Origin of the sequence: Nocardia pseudobrasiliensis NBRC 108224 (assembly GCF_001613105.1) — a bacterium.
Classification (GTDB): Bacteria; Actinomycetota; Actinomycetes; order Mycobacteriales; family Mycobacteriaceae; genus Nocardia; species Nocardia pseudobrasiliensis.
In genome coordinates, this window is sequence record NZ_BDBS01000010.1 from 27726 (window position 1) to 42771 (window position 15046).

General features: G+C 65.7%; 17 protein-coding genes and 1 pseudogene. 8 read left to right on the plus strand and 10 right to left on the minus strand.

From position 1 onward, the window contains the following. The first annotated feature begins 160 nt into the window (after positions 1-160). Entirely contained in the window at positions 161-1531 is a 1371-nt protein-coding gene (locus NP4_RS11125; protein WP_245998132.1) for an NAD-dependent succinate-semialdehyde dehydrogenase, read from the plus strand. Next, positions 1528-2586 carry a tartrate dehydrogenase gene (locus tag NP4_RS11130; protein ID WP_067996090.1) on the plus strand — a complete coding sequence of 353 codons (1059 nt, stop codon included), beginning with the start codon at positions 1528-1530 and terminating at the stop codon, positions 2584-2586. The genes NP4_RS11125 and NP4_RS11130 overlap by 4 nt, the downstream gene beginning before the upstream one ends. Here the strand turns inward: NP4_RS11130 and NP4_RS11135 are convergent, their stop codons facing one another. The 7 genes and pseudogenes from NP4_RS11135 to NP4_RS11155 form a co-directional block, all read right to left on the minus strand. Further along, positions 2587-3054, minus strand: coding sequence for a Scr1 family TA system antitoxin-like transcriptional regulator (locus NP4_RS11135; RefSeq protein ID WP_067996094.1), 468 nt, complete (start codon positions 3052-3054; stop codon positions 2587-2589). Next, positions 3032-3190: pseudogene (locus NP4_RS42530) on the minus strand (helix-turn-helix domain-containing protein); the annotation flags it as partial. The gene NP4_RS11135 and the pseudogene NP4_RS42530, both read right to left, overlap by 23 nt. After that, positions 3187-3699, minus strand: coding sequence for a DUF6879 family protein (locus NP4_RS39840; RefSeq protein WP_245998049.1), 513 nt, complete (start codon positions 3697-3699; stop codon positions 3187-3189). The gene NP4_RS39840 and the pseudogene NP4_RS42530, both read right to left, overlap by 4 nt. Beyond that, entirely contained in the window at positions 3653-3850 is a 198-nt protein-coding gene (locus NP4_RS42535; protein WP_245998046.1) for a hypothetical protein, read from the minus strand. The genes NP4_RS39840 and NP4_RS42535 overlap by 47 nt, the downstream gene beginning before the upstream one ends. Positions 3851-4050: 200 nt before the next feature. Beyond that, positions 4051-4893 carry a helix-turn-helix domain-containing protein gene (locus NP4_RS11145; protein ID WP_082875761.1) on the minus strand — a complete coding sequence of 281 codons (843 nt, stop codon included), beginning with the start codon at positions 4891-4893 and terminating at the stop codon, positions 4051-4053. Then, positions 4890-5420, minus strand: coding sequence for a DUF6879 family protein (locus NP4_RS11150; RefSeq protein ID WP_067996101.1), 531 nt, complete (start codon positions 5418-5420; stop codon positions 4890-4892). Before NP4_RS11150 ends, NP4_RS11145 begins: the two co-directional genes overlap by 4 nt. Continuing rightward, a complete protein-coding gene (locus tag NP4_RS11155) occupies positions 5401-5727 on the minus strand; it encodes a hypothetical protein (protein ID WP_067996103.1) in 327 nt (108 codons plus the stop codon). Before NP4_RS11155 ends, NP4_RS11150 begins: the two co-directional genes overlap by 20 nt. A 196-nt stretch (positions 5728-5923) precedes the next feature. Between NP4_RS11155 and NP4_RS40845 the strand changes: the two genes are divergently transcribed. Continuing rightward, positions 5924-6091 (plus strand): hypothetical protein, encoded by a 168-nt coding sequence (locus NP4_RS40845; protein ID WP_156524904.1) that lies wholly within the window; start codon positions 5924-5926, stop codon positions 6089-6091. Positions 6092-6180: 89 nt separating this feature from the next. On the opposite strand, the gene NP4_RS11160 is transcribed toward NP4_RS40845, so the two are convergent. Next, on the minus strand, positions 6181-6885 hold the full coding sequence (locus NP4_RS11160) for a metal-dependent transcriptional regulator (protein WP_067996768.1): 705 nt from the start codon (positions 6883-6885) through the stop codon (positions 6181-6183). A 198-nt stretch (positions 6886-7083) separates the two neighbouring features. Here NP4_RS11160 and NP4_RS11165 point away from each other — a divergent pair, with 198 nt between their 5' ends. Next, entirely contained in the window at positions 7084-8046 is a 963-nt protein-coding gene (locus NP4_RS11165) for a bifunctional riboflavin kinase/FAD synthetase (RefSeq protein WP_062505509.1), read from the plus strand. Here the strand turns inward: NP4_RS11165 and NP4_RS11170 are convergent. Continuing rightward, positions 8033-8851, minus strand: coding sequence for an alpha/beta fold hydrolase (locus NP4_RS11170; RefSeq protein WP_067996106.1), 819 nt, complete (start codon positions 8849-8851; stop codon positions 8033-8035). The genes NP4_RS11165 and NP4_RS11170 overlap by 14 nt on opposite strands. A gap of 245 nt (positions 8852-9096) precedes the next feature. Here NP4_RS11170 and rpsO point away from each other — a divergent pair, with 245 nt between their 5' ends. From rpsO to NP4_RS11185, 3 genes are all read left to right on the plus strand, one after another. After that, positions 9097-9366 (plus strand): 30S ribosomal protein S15, encoded by a 270-nt coding sequence (gene rpsO / locus NP4_RS11175; RefSeq protein ID WP_062505505.1) that lies wholly within the window; start codon positions 9097-9099, stop codon positions 9364-9366. A gap of 365 nt (positions 9367-9731) precedes the next feature. Then, positions 9732-11996, plus strand: a complete 2265-nt coding sequence (locus tag NP4_RS11180; protein WP_067996109.1) for a polyribonucleotide nucleotidyltransferase — start codon at positions 9732-9734, stop codon at positions 11994-11996. 76 nt (positions 11997-12072) lie between these two features. Continuing rightward, entirely contained in the window at positions 12073-13386 is a 1314-nt protein-coding gene (locus tag NP4_RS11185) for a M16 family metallopeptidase (protein ID WP_067996112.1), read from the plus strand. Here the strand turns inward: NP4_RS11185 and NP4_RS11190 are convergent. Continuing rightward, a complete protein-coding gene (locus tag NP4_RS11190; protein WP_067996116.1) occupies positions 13383-13712 on the minus strand; it encodes an ArsR/SmtB family transcription factor in 330 nt (109 codons plus the stop codon). The two genes, NP4_RS11185 and NP4_RS11190, sit on opposite strands and share 4 nt — an antisense overlap. A gap of 92 nt (positions 13713-13804) precedes the next feature. Here NP4_RS11190 and NP4_RS11195 point away from each other — a divergent pair, with 92 nt between their 5' ends. Then, complete coding sequence (locus tag NP4_RS11195) at positions 13805-15004, plus strand: MFS transporter (protein ID WP_067996119.1); 1200 nt, start codon at positions 13805-13807, stop codon at positions 15002-15004. The last annotated feature ends 42 nt before the right edge of the window (positions 15005-15046 follow it).

Sequence of the window (15046 nt, forward strand, 5' to 3'; positions counted from 1 at the left end):
TCGACAATATGCATAACATGGCGAGCAGGGTCGCAGCAATGGTGAGGAGCGCGCGGTGACGCAGACCGACACGAGCCTGAATCGGCTCGAACAGACCGCCATCGACAGTGTGCCGGCCGGGTTGTACATCGGCGGCGAGTGGCGCGAGACCGCGACGACCATGCCGGTCCTGGATCCGGCGACCGGACAGGTGCTGTGCCGGGTCGCCGACGCCGGGCCCGCCGACGGTCTCGCCGCACTCGCCGCCGCGGCGGACGCGCAGCGCGACTGGGCCCGCACCTCGCCGCGCGAACGCGGCGACATCCTCATGCGCGCCCATCGCGCGCTGCTCGAGGATGTGGACCGGCTGGCGCTGATCGCGACCCTCGAGATGGGTAAGCCGCTGGCCGAGGCGCGCGGTGAGATCGCCTATGCCGCAGAGTTCTTTCGCTGGTTCGCCGAGGAGGCGGTGCGGCTGGACGGCGGCTATATGCCCGCGCCCGGCGGTAATTCGCGCTTCCTGGTGGCCCGGCAGCCGGTGGGGCCGAGCCTGCTCATCACGCCCTGGAACTTCCCGATGGCCATGGCCACCCGCAAGATCGGCCCGGCGCTGGCCGCGGGCTGCACCTGCGTGGTCAAACCCGCCGAGCAGACGCCGCTGTGCACCCTCGCGCTCGCGCGGATCCTGCACGAATCCGGGGTGCCCGCGGGTGTGGTGAACGTCGTCACCACCTCCGATCCGGGCGCGCTGATGACGCCGATGATTCTCGACGAGCGTTCGCGCAAGCTGTCGTTCACCGGATCCACGGCGGTGGGTAAGAAGCTGCTGGAACAGTGCGCGCGCACCGTCATGCGGACCTCGATGGAACTCGGCGGCAACGCCCCGTTCATCGTGTTCGACGACGCGGATCTGGACGCGGCGATCGAGGGGGCGCTGGCGGCGAAGATGCGCAATATCGGGCAGGCGTGTACCGCGGCGAATCGAATCTTCGTGCAGCGCGCGGTGATCGACGAATTCGCCCGGCGGCTGGCCGAGCGGATGGCGGCGCTGCCGATGGGGCGCGGCACCGAGGCCGATGTGGTGGTCGGCCCGCTGATCGACGGCGACGCGGTGGCGAAGGTGACCGAACTGGTGGCCGACGCGCGGGAGCGCGGGGCGCGGGTGCTGACCGGTGGCGAATCCGTCGACGGCCCCGGAAACTTCTATCCCGCAACGGTTCTGGTGGATGTGCCCGATTCCGCCCGGATGTGCCACACCGAGATCTTCGGTCCCGTGGCGGCGCTGACGCCGTTCGATACCGAGGACGAGGTCGTCACCCGCGCCAACGACACCCCTTACGGCCTGGTCGGTTATGTGTACACCGAGGGGCTGCGGCGCGGCCTGCGGGTGTGCGAGGCGCTCGAATCCGGCATGGTCGGACTGAATCAGGGCGTGGTGTCCAATCCGGCCGCGCCGTTCGGCGGGGTGAAGGAGTCCGGACTCGGTCGTGAGGGCGGATTGGTCGGTATTGATGAATTCCTGGAGCTAAAGTACATCGGAGTAGCACTGTGACCTATTCGATCGCGACGATTCCCGGCGACGGTATCGGGGTGGATGTGACCGCGGAGGCGGTCAAGGTGCTCGACGCGGTACTGCCGGATATCGCCTGGACCGAATTCGACTGGTCCTGTGAGCAGTATCTGCGTACCGGCGCGATGATGCCGCCGGACGGCGCGCGGCGACTGGCCGGATTCGACGCGATCCTGCTGGGGGCGGTGGGCTTTCCCGGCGTTGCGGACCATATCTCGCTGTGGGGCTTGCTGATTCCGCTGCGGCGCGCCTTCGGTCAGTATGTGAATCTGCGGCCGGTGCGGCTGCTGCCCGGCACCCGTTCGGCGCTGAGCGACCGCACCGCCGAGGATCTGGACATTCTGATCGTGCGGGAGAATTCCGAGGGCGAGTACTCCGAGATCGGCGGTATCCACAATCCCGGCCGCCCCGAGGAATTCGTGCTGCAGGAATCGGTGTTCACCCGCGTCGGCTGCGAGCGCATCATCCGCTACGCCTTCGAGCGGGCCCGAGAGCGCGACGGCAGGCTGTGCTCGGCGACGAAATCGAACGGGCTCATTCACTCGATGCCGTACTGGGACAGCGTTTTCGAGCGCATTGCCGCCGAGTATCCGGACGTGACCACACGCCAGATGCATGTCGACGCTTTGGCCGCAGAGATTGTCCTGCATCCCGATCGGCTCGATGTGATCGTCGGCTCGAATCTGTTCGGCGACATCCTCTCCGATCTGGCGGCGGCGGTCACGGGCGGACTGGGCCTCGCGCCCTCGGGCAATATCAATCCGAACCGCGACGCACCCTCGATGTTCGAGGCGGTGCACGGCAGCGCACCGGATATCGCGGGGCAGGGCATCGCCAACCCGGCCGCCCAAATCCTGGCGGGCGCGATGTTGTTGGAGCATCTGGGGGAGCGTACGGCCGCAGCCGCAGTGGATCGGGCGGTGTGCGAGGTACTCGCCGAAGGTGTGATCCGCACCCCGGATCTCGGCGGCACGAGCGCCACGACGGAGGTCGGCACGGCGATCGCCAAGCGGGCTGCCGACATCATGGGCGGCTGACTAACCAGTCCGTATCGCGAGTGCCTTGCGGATAAGTCTGCGTGCTGAATCGCCGGTTACCGACTGTCCGGCCAGCGTATCGAATGCGCGGCCGTACAACGCGATCTCTCGTGGTTGCGTAATCGTCAGTTTCGCAGTGCTACCTTCTTCGGTGACCAGTCGGTTGTCGTACATGACAAAATTGTTGAACAACACCCGCGCTGCCGCAGTCGCGGGGATCACCCCAAAAGCCACCCGAGGCAGGCTTCCGGCCGACAACAATCGGTCGAGCTGGCCGATCATGATCTCGTCGTTTCCTACTGTGGTGTAGAGCGCTTGTTCTCCGATCAGGGCTGAGATGCCTGCGCCATTCGATGTATGCGCTGTCGATACTGTGCACTGTCGCCAGCAAGTCCGCGAGCTGATCTTCGGCTCCGGCGTGTCGGCAGTAGGCTCGGACTTCCGCGTCTGACGCACGAAGCCTCCCATACTCGATCTTGGAGACCTTGGACTCGTGCCAACCCTCACGACGGGAAAGCTCCCGGCCCGTTATCCCAGCTCGTCGCCGAATTTCGCGCAGACGCTTGCCGAGAGCCTCCCGCCCTTCTCGAGCCGAACTACTCACCGGCTGTACGCGTATTCGCTGTACGGTTCTCCCGAAGACCAGAGTCGTTCGCGTTCACTTCGACAGTAGGAGAGGATGTTCGGATCAGTGGTAACCCCTACACCGCCGATGGCTCTGCCTTCGTGATCGGAGAGCGTGTATGCAACTCGTTCGTTGTCGATGAGCCACCAATCGTCTGACGGTATGTCGCCAGCGAGATTTCGTGGTAGGTACCGAATATCTTCACCGGCCTCGACGTTCAACGCCGTCACGGTAAGCACCCAGCGTTGATAGTCGGTATGCGGCACGGTGACCACGCGGATGCGGCTCATAGCCACGCCCCGGGACGTCAATTCCCGCACGAAATCGTACCAATCCTGAAACCATCCTCGGGTATCGAATGGCTCGTTTTTCAGAAACCGCTGTAGTGGTTCCTGTTCGGCAGGAACCCCATAGGAGTCTCGAACCTCGAGGCGAAAGGCATCAGTTCGACACTGCCGCAAGATTTCTCGAGTCTGCCGGAACTCCACCGAAATGCGTCCTTTCGATCTTCGGAACCGCGACCGCTGCCTCATAGTCTTCCATCTTCAGCTCGGCGAGGGTTTCGGCGTCGGTGACCGGTCGACCGGACAGGGTGAACGTACCTCGGCCGGTATCCGTCATCGGTGCGCCGACGAACATTCGAGACTCCACGAATCCCAATAGGAGATGGGGGATCTCGATGGTATCGACCCGATCCGTCCGCCAGCCGACGAGTAGGTATCCGCCGTCGTCGGTGGCGTATACGGCAGGACAGTCATCCGTACCCGACCCACCCTTGCCCAGAAGTCGCAAACACATGGTCTCGTCTCCTCTTTGGCGGTGTGCAACTGCTGACCTGATCAGCGATTGAGCTGTTCCGCCCTTGTGTCGAGAGCCCCACGGATCAACCTTCGCGCCGCATCACCCTTCGCGGCCTGTTTTGCGAGGGCCTGAAACGTCTTCTCGTACAGCACGAGTTCGCGGGGCTGAGTAATCGTCAATTCAGCGGTAATCGTCTCCACCAGTACTCTTTTCTGGTCGAACATGCAGAAGTTCGACAGGGGCACAGTGTATTCCGTGTGTGCAGGGATGATGCCGATCACGACGCGAGGCAGGCTCATCGCGATGAGGAGCCGGTCCAACTGCCCGACCATGACGTTGTGGTCACCAACAGTGGTGTGCAGGACCTGCTCGGCAAGGACGAAATGAAACCGGTGGTCGCCCCGGTACAAAACCTGTTGTCGTTCGATGCGGGCGGCCAATCCCGCCGCAAGGTCGTCACGGGAGCCGCGGTAGAAGTCTTGCATCCGACCGAGGATCGCTTCAGCGTATTCGGGTGTTTGAAGCAATCCAGGCACGACAAACGGCTCATACCAGCGCATCAGCTTGGTATCGGCCTCCCAAGTAATCGACTGGCGTTGTCGATGAGGTAGGCTCATTTGTCGCCATTCGAGGTATGCAGCTTCGATGTTCCGCAGCGACGCGACCAGATCGACCACCTGATCGTCAGCACCGCACTCCCGGCACCAGATCCGAATATCGCTGTCGGTGGGAGTTTGTTGCCCTCGCTCGAGTTTCGAGACTTTGGACGGTACCCAGCCGACCGCGCGGGCAATAGCCCGGGCGGTCAGTCCGGCATCTTTGCGTATGTCCCGGAGACGGCCACCAAGAGCCTCCCGAGCTTGTTGTACGGCGTGGGTCACCGGTCCGCAGGAACCGCAACGTAGTCGGCGTACGGAATCGCCACCGACCACACTCGATCCCGGACCGCGCGGATATGCGCCGCGATGACCGGGTCGGTTGTGGTCGCCAATCCTGCCCCCGCGCCTGTCGGGGTGAACACGCTGAAGGCGACGAGATCTTCATCGAAGATCCACCAATCATCCCCGGACAACAATCCCGGGTCGATCATGTGCCGTGGCAGATATCGAACGTCCTCTCCGGCCTCTACATTACGGGCCGCGACGGTCAATGCCCACCGGGCGTAGTCGGTGTGGGGCACGGTCACGACACGGACGCGCCGCATCACTCGGCCACTGCCGGTGAGATCTCGGATCAGATGCGACCAGTTGGAGAACCACGCAAAATCGTCAGGTTCTCCAGCCAGGAACTTGCGGAACGGTTCGTCCTCCTTCGGCGTCGTGTAGGTGTCCTGAAGTTCCAGGTGGACGGCCACACGCCAGTCGGCACGAAACAGTCGTGCCATATCTTCACCGTAGTGGAGCTGCATCCGGTCGAATCTCCTGTCCTACTGGAACTTCCACGCCCGCCTCGTGTGCGGGAAGTCCCATCTGTTCCAGTGCTTCCGGGTCGGTGACCAGTTCACCCGACAGGGTGAACGTGCCATGCCCACTATCGTGCAGGATGGTCCCGAGACAGGTACCCGGCTCCAAAAATTCAAGCAGCCGGTGCGGTATTTCGATCTGGCCGTCTCGGTCCGTCTTCCAGCCTTGGACTACGTACGTCTGCCTGTCCGAGGCGTACAAGGTGGGTGACTGACCTTCGTTCGTGTTCTTGCCGAGGAACTCCAAGCGCATCGCGGCCTCCCAGCTCGATATGTTTCGCCTTGTTTCTCGCATATCAATGCTGCGGGACGACAGCGCCGCTGGTCAATGGATCGAACGACCTTGAGAAATTTCGAGAAATCTCATAGCGCAGGCCGAGAAGCGGTCTCTAGCGTGAGGCGAGCCAAGGGTGTTCGATTGCCCACCGACAATCGAGTAGGGGCCCGGGATGGACAGGCGTTGGCCGACAAGGCTTTTCGAGTTCGACGGCGGGGTGTTGGAGGTCTACGACTATGGCGACGACCCCGATGATGGCCCCGGTGTGTATCTGGAGTTGTATGCCCGGGCCGAGCTGGCCGAGAGGCTGAGCGACGAGCCGGATGCAGTGGCGTCGTGAGCGTCTTGGACTGGCCTGTTGGATTGGTCGTCGTGCTGGCGATACCGCTGGCGGTCTTTCTCGCCGCAGTCTTCCTGCCCCGTCGCTGATCAGTGCGTGAGCCAGATGGCTTCCGCCGCAGGGCTTCCCAGGTCGATCGTGCGGTCACCGATGCGAATCGCGATGGTTCCGGCGAAGTCCCGGCGCTCCACCACCGTGATGGGCGTATCGAGCGCGATGCCCACCGAATCGAAGTAGCGCAGCATGGCCGGATCGAAGTCGGCGATGCGGGCCACGCGGCCGGATTCGCCCGCTTCGAAGCCGCTGAGCTGGCGGGCCGAGGGGGCCGGAACCGCGCCGTCGACCGACGGGATGGGGTCGCCGTGCGGATCGCGGTCGGGGTGGCCGAGTTTGGCGTCGATGCGATCCATCAGGGTTTCCGAGACCGCGTGCTCGAGCACCTCGGCCTCGTCGTGCACCTCGTCCCAGCCGTAGCCGAGCTCGTTGACCAGGAACGTCTCGATCAGCCGGTGCCTGCGGACCATCGCGATCGCGGCGCGGCGGCCGTTCTCGGTCAGCGTGATCGATCCGTAGCGGGCGTGCTGGACCAGACCCTGGTCGGCCAGCTTGCGCACGGCCTCCGACACCGTCGACGCCGAGACGCCGATGCGTTCGGCGAGCAGTTTGGTGGACACCTTCTCCTGCGACCACTCCTGCGCGGTCCAGATCACTTTCAGGTAGTCCTGCGCGACGGACGACAGCACCGGGGCGACGGTCGTGCCGTTGGATTCGTGTGGCGCGGAGGGGTCGACCAACTCGCGTCGGGTGGCGATGTCTCGTTTTCCGGGCACGTCACGAGCTTAGGCATACCTGCGTCGCTTTCCCACATCGGCGCGCGCGGCCCCCACCGGGGTGACGTGGATATGACCAACCGCGAATCCCGTCCCTACCGTGCTGTGAACATCGGCACCGCCGAATGCTGTCCGTGACCCGCTTTGCGTAGGCTTCCGGGTGTGCAGAGATGGCGAAGTCTCGAGGAGATGCCCCCGGACTGGGGCCGGTGCGTGCTGACGATCGGGGTGTTCGACGGCGTGCACCGCGGACACGCCCAGCTCATCAGCCGCGCCGTGAAATCCGCTGCGGTGCGCGGGGTTCCCTCGGTTCTGATGACATTCGATCCGCACCCGATGGAGGTGGTCCGGCCCGGTTCGCATCCCGCGCAGCTGAGCACCCTGACCCGGCGCGCGGAGCTGGTGGAGGAGCTCGGCATCGACGTGTTCTGCGTCATGCCCTTCACTCATGACTTCATGAAGCTGACCCCCGGCCGGTACGTCCACGATCTGCTGGTGGAGAAGTTGCATGTGACCGAGGTCGTGATCGGCGACAACTTCACCTTCGGCAAGAAGGCCGCGGGCACCGTGGAGACCATGCGGGAACTGGGATCCCGCTTCGGTTTCGAGGTCGACGGGGTGAAGCTGGTCGGCGAGCACGCGGTCACGTTCTCCTCCACCTACATTCGGGCCTGCGTCGACGCCGGTGACATGGCCGCGGCCGCCGATGCCCTGGGCCGCCCGCACCGGGTCGAGGGTGTCGTGGTGCACGGCGATAAGCGGGGTCGTGAACTGGGCTTTCCCACCGCGAACATCGCACCGCCCATGCATGCGGCGATTCCGGCCGATGGGGTGTACGCCTGCTGGTTCACCGTGCTCAGCCCGGGCGCGACCGTCGGCACGACCATGCCCGGCAAGCGGGCGATGGCCGCGGTGTCGGTGGGTACCAATCCGACCTTCTCCGGTCGCTCACGCACCGTCGAGGCGTACGTCCTCGATGCCGACATCGACCTGTACGGGCAGTACGTGGCCGTCGACTTCGTCGAGCATGTGCGCGGTCAGCGCAAGTTCGCATCCGTCGACGACCTGATCAAGGCGATGAATCGCGATGTCGAGTACACCCGCAAGGTGCTCAGTTCTTCGTGAACTCCAGGATGTCCTGATTGATCTCCGCCGCGTGGGTCACATACAGCCCGTGGCCCGCGGTGGGCAGTTCCTTCAGCGTCGCGTTGGGGAACAGGTTCACCGCGACGCGGCTGGTCGGCTCGATCGGGATGGACTGATCGTGGTGGCCGTGGATGAGCAGGACCGGGATGGTGATTCCGGGCAGTTCGGCGCGCAGATCGGTGTAGGCGATGTTCTTCTGGATCTCCACCGCGGCGTAGTGCGTGGTCGACAGGCAGCGTCGGATCTCGGTGTCGATCAGGGCCGCGGAGACGTCGTTGCCGAGGTGGGTGGCGAAGTAGCCCTGGGCGCGGTCGTGCATCCACTTCGAGCGGTCGGCCCGCAGCGCCGCGATCGAGGCGTCCACCGCGAACTGCGGCACACCCATCGGATGATCGTCGGACTGCAGCAGTTTGGGCACCGCCGCGGCCAGCAGCACCAGTCGGCTCACTCGGTCCTGGCCGTGCCGCGACAGGTAGCGCACGGCCTCGGAGCCGCCGCCGGAATGCGCGATCACGGTCGCGTCGGTGAGGCCCAGGTGGGCCAGCAGCGCGGCCACGTCGTCGGCCCGGGTGTCCAGGTCGTAGCCGGTCGCCGGGCGATCCGAGCGGCCGTGGCCGCGCCGGTCCAGCAGGACGCAGCGGTAGCCCTGTTCGACGAAGAACGGGACCTGCGGATCCCACATCTCGGTGTTCAGCGACCATCCGGCCAGGAATACCAGTGCCGGGCCGGTCCCGTACTCCTCGTAGGCCAGGGTGGTTCCGTCGGTGGTCCGGAAGTACGGCATGTCGTTCTCGCTTTCCTGAAGTGCCTTGCTGACAACAACATTCGCAGCTCGGCGCGACGGAGACGATTACGCGACAGGTAAAGCTGACCGTTCCTCGAGTGATCCAGACCACGGGCACGGGGTCGATTCGGAGGGTTGCCGGGACTCCGGTAAGCTGGTTCGTCGGGTTTGCTGCGGTCCGCGGTGGCGCCCACCCGGAACCTTCCGGCCTTCCGAGCGCGGACTGAAACAACAGGAGTGCATTCGTGGCTCTGACCACCGAACAGAAGTCGGCCATCCTCAAGGAGTACGGCCTGCACGAGAAGGACACCGGTTCGCCGGAGGCCCAGATCGCGCTGCTGTCCAAGCGCATCGCCGACCTGACCGAGCACCTCAAGGTGCACAAGCACGACCACCACACCCGGCACGGTCTGCTGGGCCTGATCGGTCGTCGCCGCCGGCTCTCGAAGTACCTGCAGGCCAAGGACATCGAGCGTTACCGCACCCTGATCGAGCGGCTCGGACTGCGTCGCTGAGCTACGCGACTCACGAGCTGCCGAGGGCAGTTCGCAAGACAGCCGGCGGGGAGGCTTAGAATCTCCCCGTCGGCTGGTCGCATGTCCGGACCCCTTCGGTTCGCATGTGACGAGACGACACGGCCGTACGCACCCGAATTCGTGGCGTCGGTCTTCGGTAGTGGTCTTTCGGCGCCAAGAGGTGTTCCGCCGGAGGGCTTCGATCGATGACCGCCTCCGCGTCGCCGATTCCAAGGGGAAACGGTCGGGTGTGCGCGTAACAGCCAGGAGGGCTGCCGCGCGCCCGAGCCGGGTACGGCTGACGAATGCCGGATCGCGCCACATGGCGCTCGGATCCGGCGAGACGAGAGGTTGAGAACAGAAATATGTCAGACACAGTGACCAGCTCCGCGATCGAGGTCGAGCCGGGTGTGTTCGAATCGGTCGCGCTGATCGATAACGGGAGCTACGGCACCCGCACCGTCCGGTTCGAGACCGGACGCCTGGCCAAGCAGGCCGCCGGTTCGGTCGTGGCCTACCTCGACGACGAGACCATGCTGCTGTCGGCCACCACCGCGGGCAAGCAGCCCAAGGACCAGTTCGACTTCTTCCCGCTTACGGTCGACGTCGAGGAGCGCATGTACGCCGCGGGTCGCATCCCCGGCTCGTTCTTCCGTCGCGAGGGCCGCCCCTCCACCGACGCGATCCTGACCTGCCGTCTGATCGACCGTCCGCTGCGCCCGTCGTTCGTCGACGGCCTGCGCAACGAGATCCAGGTCGTCGTCACGGTGATGAGCCTGGATCCGAAGGACCTCTACGACGTCGTCGCGATCAACGCCGCCTCGGCGTCCACCCAGATCGCGGGCCTGCCGTTCTCCGGTCCGGTCGGCGGAGTCCGCGTCGCGCTGATCGAGGGCCAGTGGGTCGCGTTCCCGACCGTCGAGCAGCTCGAGGGCGCGGTCTTCGACATGGTCGTCGCGGGCCGCGTGGTCGACTCCGGCGACGTCGCGATCATGATGGTCGAGGCCGAGGCCACCGACAAGGTGCTCGCGCTGATCGAGGGCGGCGCGCAGGCGCCGACGGAAACCGTTGTGGCCGAGGGCCTCGAGGCCGCCAAGCCGTTCATCGCGCGGCTGTGCAAGGCCCAGCAGGACCTGGCCGCGCTGGCGGCGAAGCCGACCGGCGAGTTCCCGGTCTTCCTGCCCTACGAGGACGACGTCTACGTCGCCGTCGAGGGCACCGCGAAGGCCCCGCTGAACGAGGCGCTGTCCATCGCGGACAAGCAGGCGCGCGAGGAGCGGATCGACCAGATCAAGCTCGAGGTGCTGTCCAGCCTCGCCGAGGATTTCGAGGGCCGCGAGAAGGAGATCGGCGCGGCGTTCCGCTCGGTCACCAAGAAGCTTGTGCGCCAGCGCATCCTGTCCGACGGCTTCCGCATCGACGGTCGCGGCCTGGCGGATATCCGCGCGCTGTCGGCCGAGGTCGCGGTCGTGCCGCGGGCGCACGGTTCGGCGCTGTTCGAGCGCGGTGAGACCCAGATCCTGGGCGTCACCACCCTCGACATGGTGAAGATGGCCCAGCAGGTCGACTCGCTCGGCCCGGAGACCTCCAAGCGCTACATGCACCACTACAACTTCCCGCCGTTCTCCACCGGCGAGACCGGCCGCGTGGGTTCGCCCAAGCGGCGCGAGATCGGCCACGGCGCGCTCGCCGAGCGCGCCCTGATGCCGGTGCTGCCCTCGCAGGAGGAGTTCCCCTACGCGATCCGTCAGGTCTCGGAGGCATTGGGCTCCAACGGTTCCACCTCGATGGGTTCGGTCTGCGCCTCGACCCTGTCGCTGCTGAACGCCGGTGTGCCGCTGAAGGCCCCCGTCGCCGGTATCGCGATGGGTCTGGTGTCCGATGCGGTCAAGAACGACCAGGGTGAGGAAGAGACCCGCTACGTCGCGCTGACCGACATCCTCGGCGCCGAGGACGCCTTCGGCGATATGGACTTCAAGGTCGCCGGCACCCGCGAGTTCGTCACCGCGCTGCAGCTGGACACCAAACTCGACGGCATTCCGTCGAAGGTGCTGGCCGGTGCGCTGAACCAGGCCCGCGACGCGCGTCTGACCATCCTGGACGTGATGGCCGAGGCCATCGCCACCCCGGACGAGATGAGCCCCTACGCCCCGCGCGTCACCGCGATCAAGATCCCGGTCGACAAGATCGGCGAGGTGATCGGACCCAAGGGCAAGGTCATCAACCAGATCACCGAGGACACCGGCGCCAACATCTCCATCGAGGACGACGGCACGGTCTTCGTGGGCGCGACCGACGGCCCGTCCGCGCAGGCCGCGATCGATGCGATCAACGCGATCGCCAACCCGCAGCTGCCGAAGGTCGGGGAGCGCTTCCTCGGCACGGTCGTCAAGACCACTGCCTTCGGCGCATTTGTGTCACTGCTGCCGGGACGCGATGGCCTGGTGCACATCTCGAAGCTGGGCAACGGCAAGCGGGTCGGCAAGGTCGAGGACGTGGTGAACGTGGGCGACAAGATCCGCGTCGAGATCGCCGATATCGACAACCGCGGCAAGATCTCGCTCGTCCCGGTCGAAGAGGAAGGCGAATCCGCCGACAACACTGCTGCGGCGGAGGCCGGTGCGGAGTAAAAAGCTCGGTGTGACGAAGAAGAAGTCAGCCGCCCCCTTGCTCGTCGCCACCGAGCAGGGGGGTTCTTCTCTCCGAATGAGCGCGACAGATGCCCCGCTGGCCGATGCCGGTGTGCGCCGCACGGTGCTACCGGGCGGCCTGCGGGTGGTCACCGAACATGTGCCCGGGGTGCGATCCGCGTCCATCGGCATATGGGTGGGAGTCGGTTCGAGAGACGAGCATCCGAGTGTGGCCGGTGCCGCGCACTTCCTGGAACACCTGCTGTTCAAGGCGACTCCGACCCGCTCGGCGCTGGATATCGCGCAGTCGGTCGACGCGGTCGGCGGTGAGCTGAACGCGTTCACCGCCAAGGAGCAGACCTGCTACTACGCCCATGTGCTGGACGAGGATCTGCCGCTGGCGGTGGATCTGGTCTCCGATGTGGTGCTCAACGGTCTGTGCCGCGCCGAGGATGTGGCGGTGGAACGTCAGGTTGTACTCGAGGAGATCTCGATGCGCGACGACGATCCCGAGGACACCGTCGGGGATTCGTTCCTCACCGCGCTGTTCGGCGATCATCCGGTCGGACGGCCGGTGATCGGGACCATCGAATCCATCGAATCCATGACCGCGGCGCAACTGCGCGGCTTCCACGTGCGACGGTATCGACCCGATCGCATGGTGGTCGCGGTGGCGGGCAATATCGAACACGAGCACACCGTCGAATTGGTGTATCGCGCCTTCGCCCGTCATCTGGAGACGGCCCTGGAGCCCGCGCCCCGGCGGGAGGGTCGCTTCCGTATGCGTACGCCACCGCAGCTGCACTGGATGCGTCGCGACAGCGAACAGGCGCACATGGTGTTCGGGGTGCGCGCGTTCGGGCGGCACGAGGGTGAGCGGCGCTGGCCGCTGTCGGTGCTCAACACCGTGCTCGGCGGCGGGTTGAGTTCGCGGCTGTTCCAACGCATTCGCGAGGAGCGCGGCCTGGCGTACTCGGTGTACTCCGGCGTCGACACCTTCGCCGATACGGGCGCGTTCTCGGTGTATCTGGGCTGCCAGCCCGAAAACCTCGGGCAGGTGGTGGGTCTGGCCCGCGGCGTGCTCGAGGAGGTGGCCGCCAACGGCATCACCGACGCCGAATGCGCGCGGGCCAAGGGTTCACTGCGCGGTGGACTGGTTCTGGGACTGGAGGATTCGGGTTCGCGAATGAACCGGATCGGCCGCAGCGAACTCAGCTACGGCAACCATCGCAGCATCTCCGAGACGCTGACCCGGATCGACTCGGTCACCACCGACGAGGTGTCGGCGGTGGCGCGCACGCTGCTGGCGCGCCCGTTCGCCGTCTCGGTCGCCGGACCGTATCGCCGCACCCGGGACCTGCCCGCCACGGTGCGCAAACTGGTGGATTAGTCGCCGTCGTGGGCGCGGTTCGCCGCGCCCACGATCGCGTCCAGCAGTCCGGGAATCTCCCTGTCGACCTCTTCGGTGCGTAAGCGCGCGTAGGTGTGGCCGTCGGCGACGATGCGTTCGGTGATGCCCGCCTCGCGCAGGGTCTTGAGGTGATGGGTCGCGGTCGACTTGTTGATGGTGTCGTAGAGCAACCCGCAGCGCATCGGCTCCCCGGCATTGCTGAGCCGGCGCACCATTTCCAGGCGCACCGGATCCTGCAGTGCGCTCAGGACCGTCTGCACCGAGCCGACCGGAAACGATTCGACGATCACGTGCGTATCCGTCATGATCTACCTCACTACCGGTTTGATGGGAATCGAACCGGAATCGGGAGTGTTGAGTTCGATCAGAATCAAACTTACCTGATGGAGAGGGATCGATGACAGCGACTGTGGCGGTTGCCCCCGCCGAGCGGGCGACCAAACCCTGGGCTTACGCACTGATCCTCGTCGCCAGCGGAGTGGCACTCGGTGTATCCGGCGTGCCCGCCCCGCTGTACGGCATCTACCAGAAGCAGTGGAATTTCACGCCGCTGACCACCACGCTCGTCTTCGCCGTATATGCCATCGCGGCGCTGGCCGCGGTCCTGGTGTCGGGCCGGATCTCCGACGCGGTGGGCCGCAAACCGGTGCTGCTGGGCGCATTCGCCACCATGGTGCTCGGGCTGGTGGTGTTCCTGCTGGCCGACAATGTGGCGATGCTGCTGCTCGCGCGGGCGCTACACGGGATCGCGGTCGGCGCGACGGTGGTCGCGGGCGCGGCGGCGCTGTTGGATCTGCGGCCCAAGGGCGGCGCGCGGTCCGGGCAGCTGACCGGGGTGGCCTTCAATGTCGGTATGGCCGTGGCGATTCTGGGTTCGGCCCTGCTGGCGCAGTACGTACCGCATCCGCTGCGCACGCCCTATGTGGTGATCACGGTGCTGTGCCTGGCGATCGCCGCGGGCGTCATCGCGATGGAGGAGACGCACACCGCGCGGGTGGCCGGACCGATCCGGATCGCGAAACCGTCAGTGCCGCAGGAGATTCGGGCCGATTTCTGGTTCTCGGCGCTGGGTGTGATGGCGGCCTGGTCGGTGCTGGGCGTCCTACTGTCGCTGTATCCGTCGCTGGCGGCGGAGAAGACCGGGGTGCACAATCTGGTGTTCGGCGGCGCGGTGGTCGCCTCGACCGCCACCGCGGGGGCGTTGGCCCAGCTGTTCGCGACCGGAATTCCGGCGCGCCGGGCCGCCATCGCCGGTGACACCGGTATGGCGATCGCGCTGCTACTGACGATTCCCGCACTGGCGACCCACAATTGGATCGTCGTACTCGCGGCGGGTCTGCTGCTCGGCGGCACCTTCGGTCTGGGCTTCGGCGGTTCGCTGCGGCATCTTTCCAATGTCGTGCCGCAGCACAAGCGCGGGGAGACCATGTCGGCCTACTACCTGCTGGCCTATTCTGCGATGGCGCTGCCGACCGTACTCGCGGGCTGGGCGGCCACCACCTGGGGGATGGGGACGGTGTTCCCGTGGTTCGTCGTGGTGGTCGCGCTGGCGTGCCTGGCCGCGGCGGGTATCGGGGTGCGCGGCAGCCGCGCGTGAACGATCTTGGCGGGCAACGCAACTGCTGGTCGGACTGCGGAC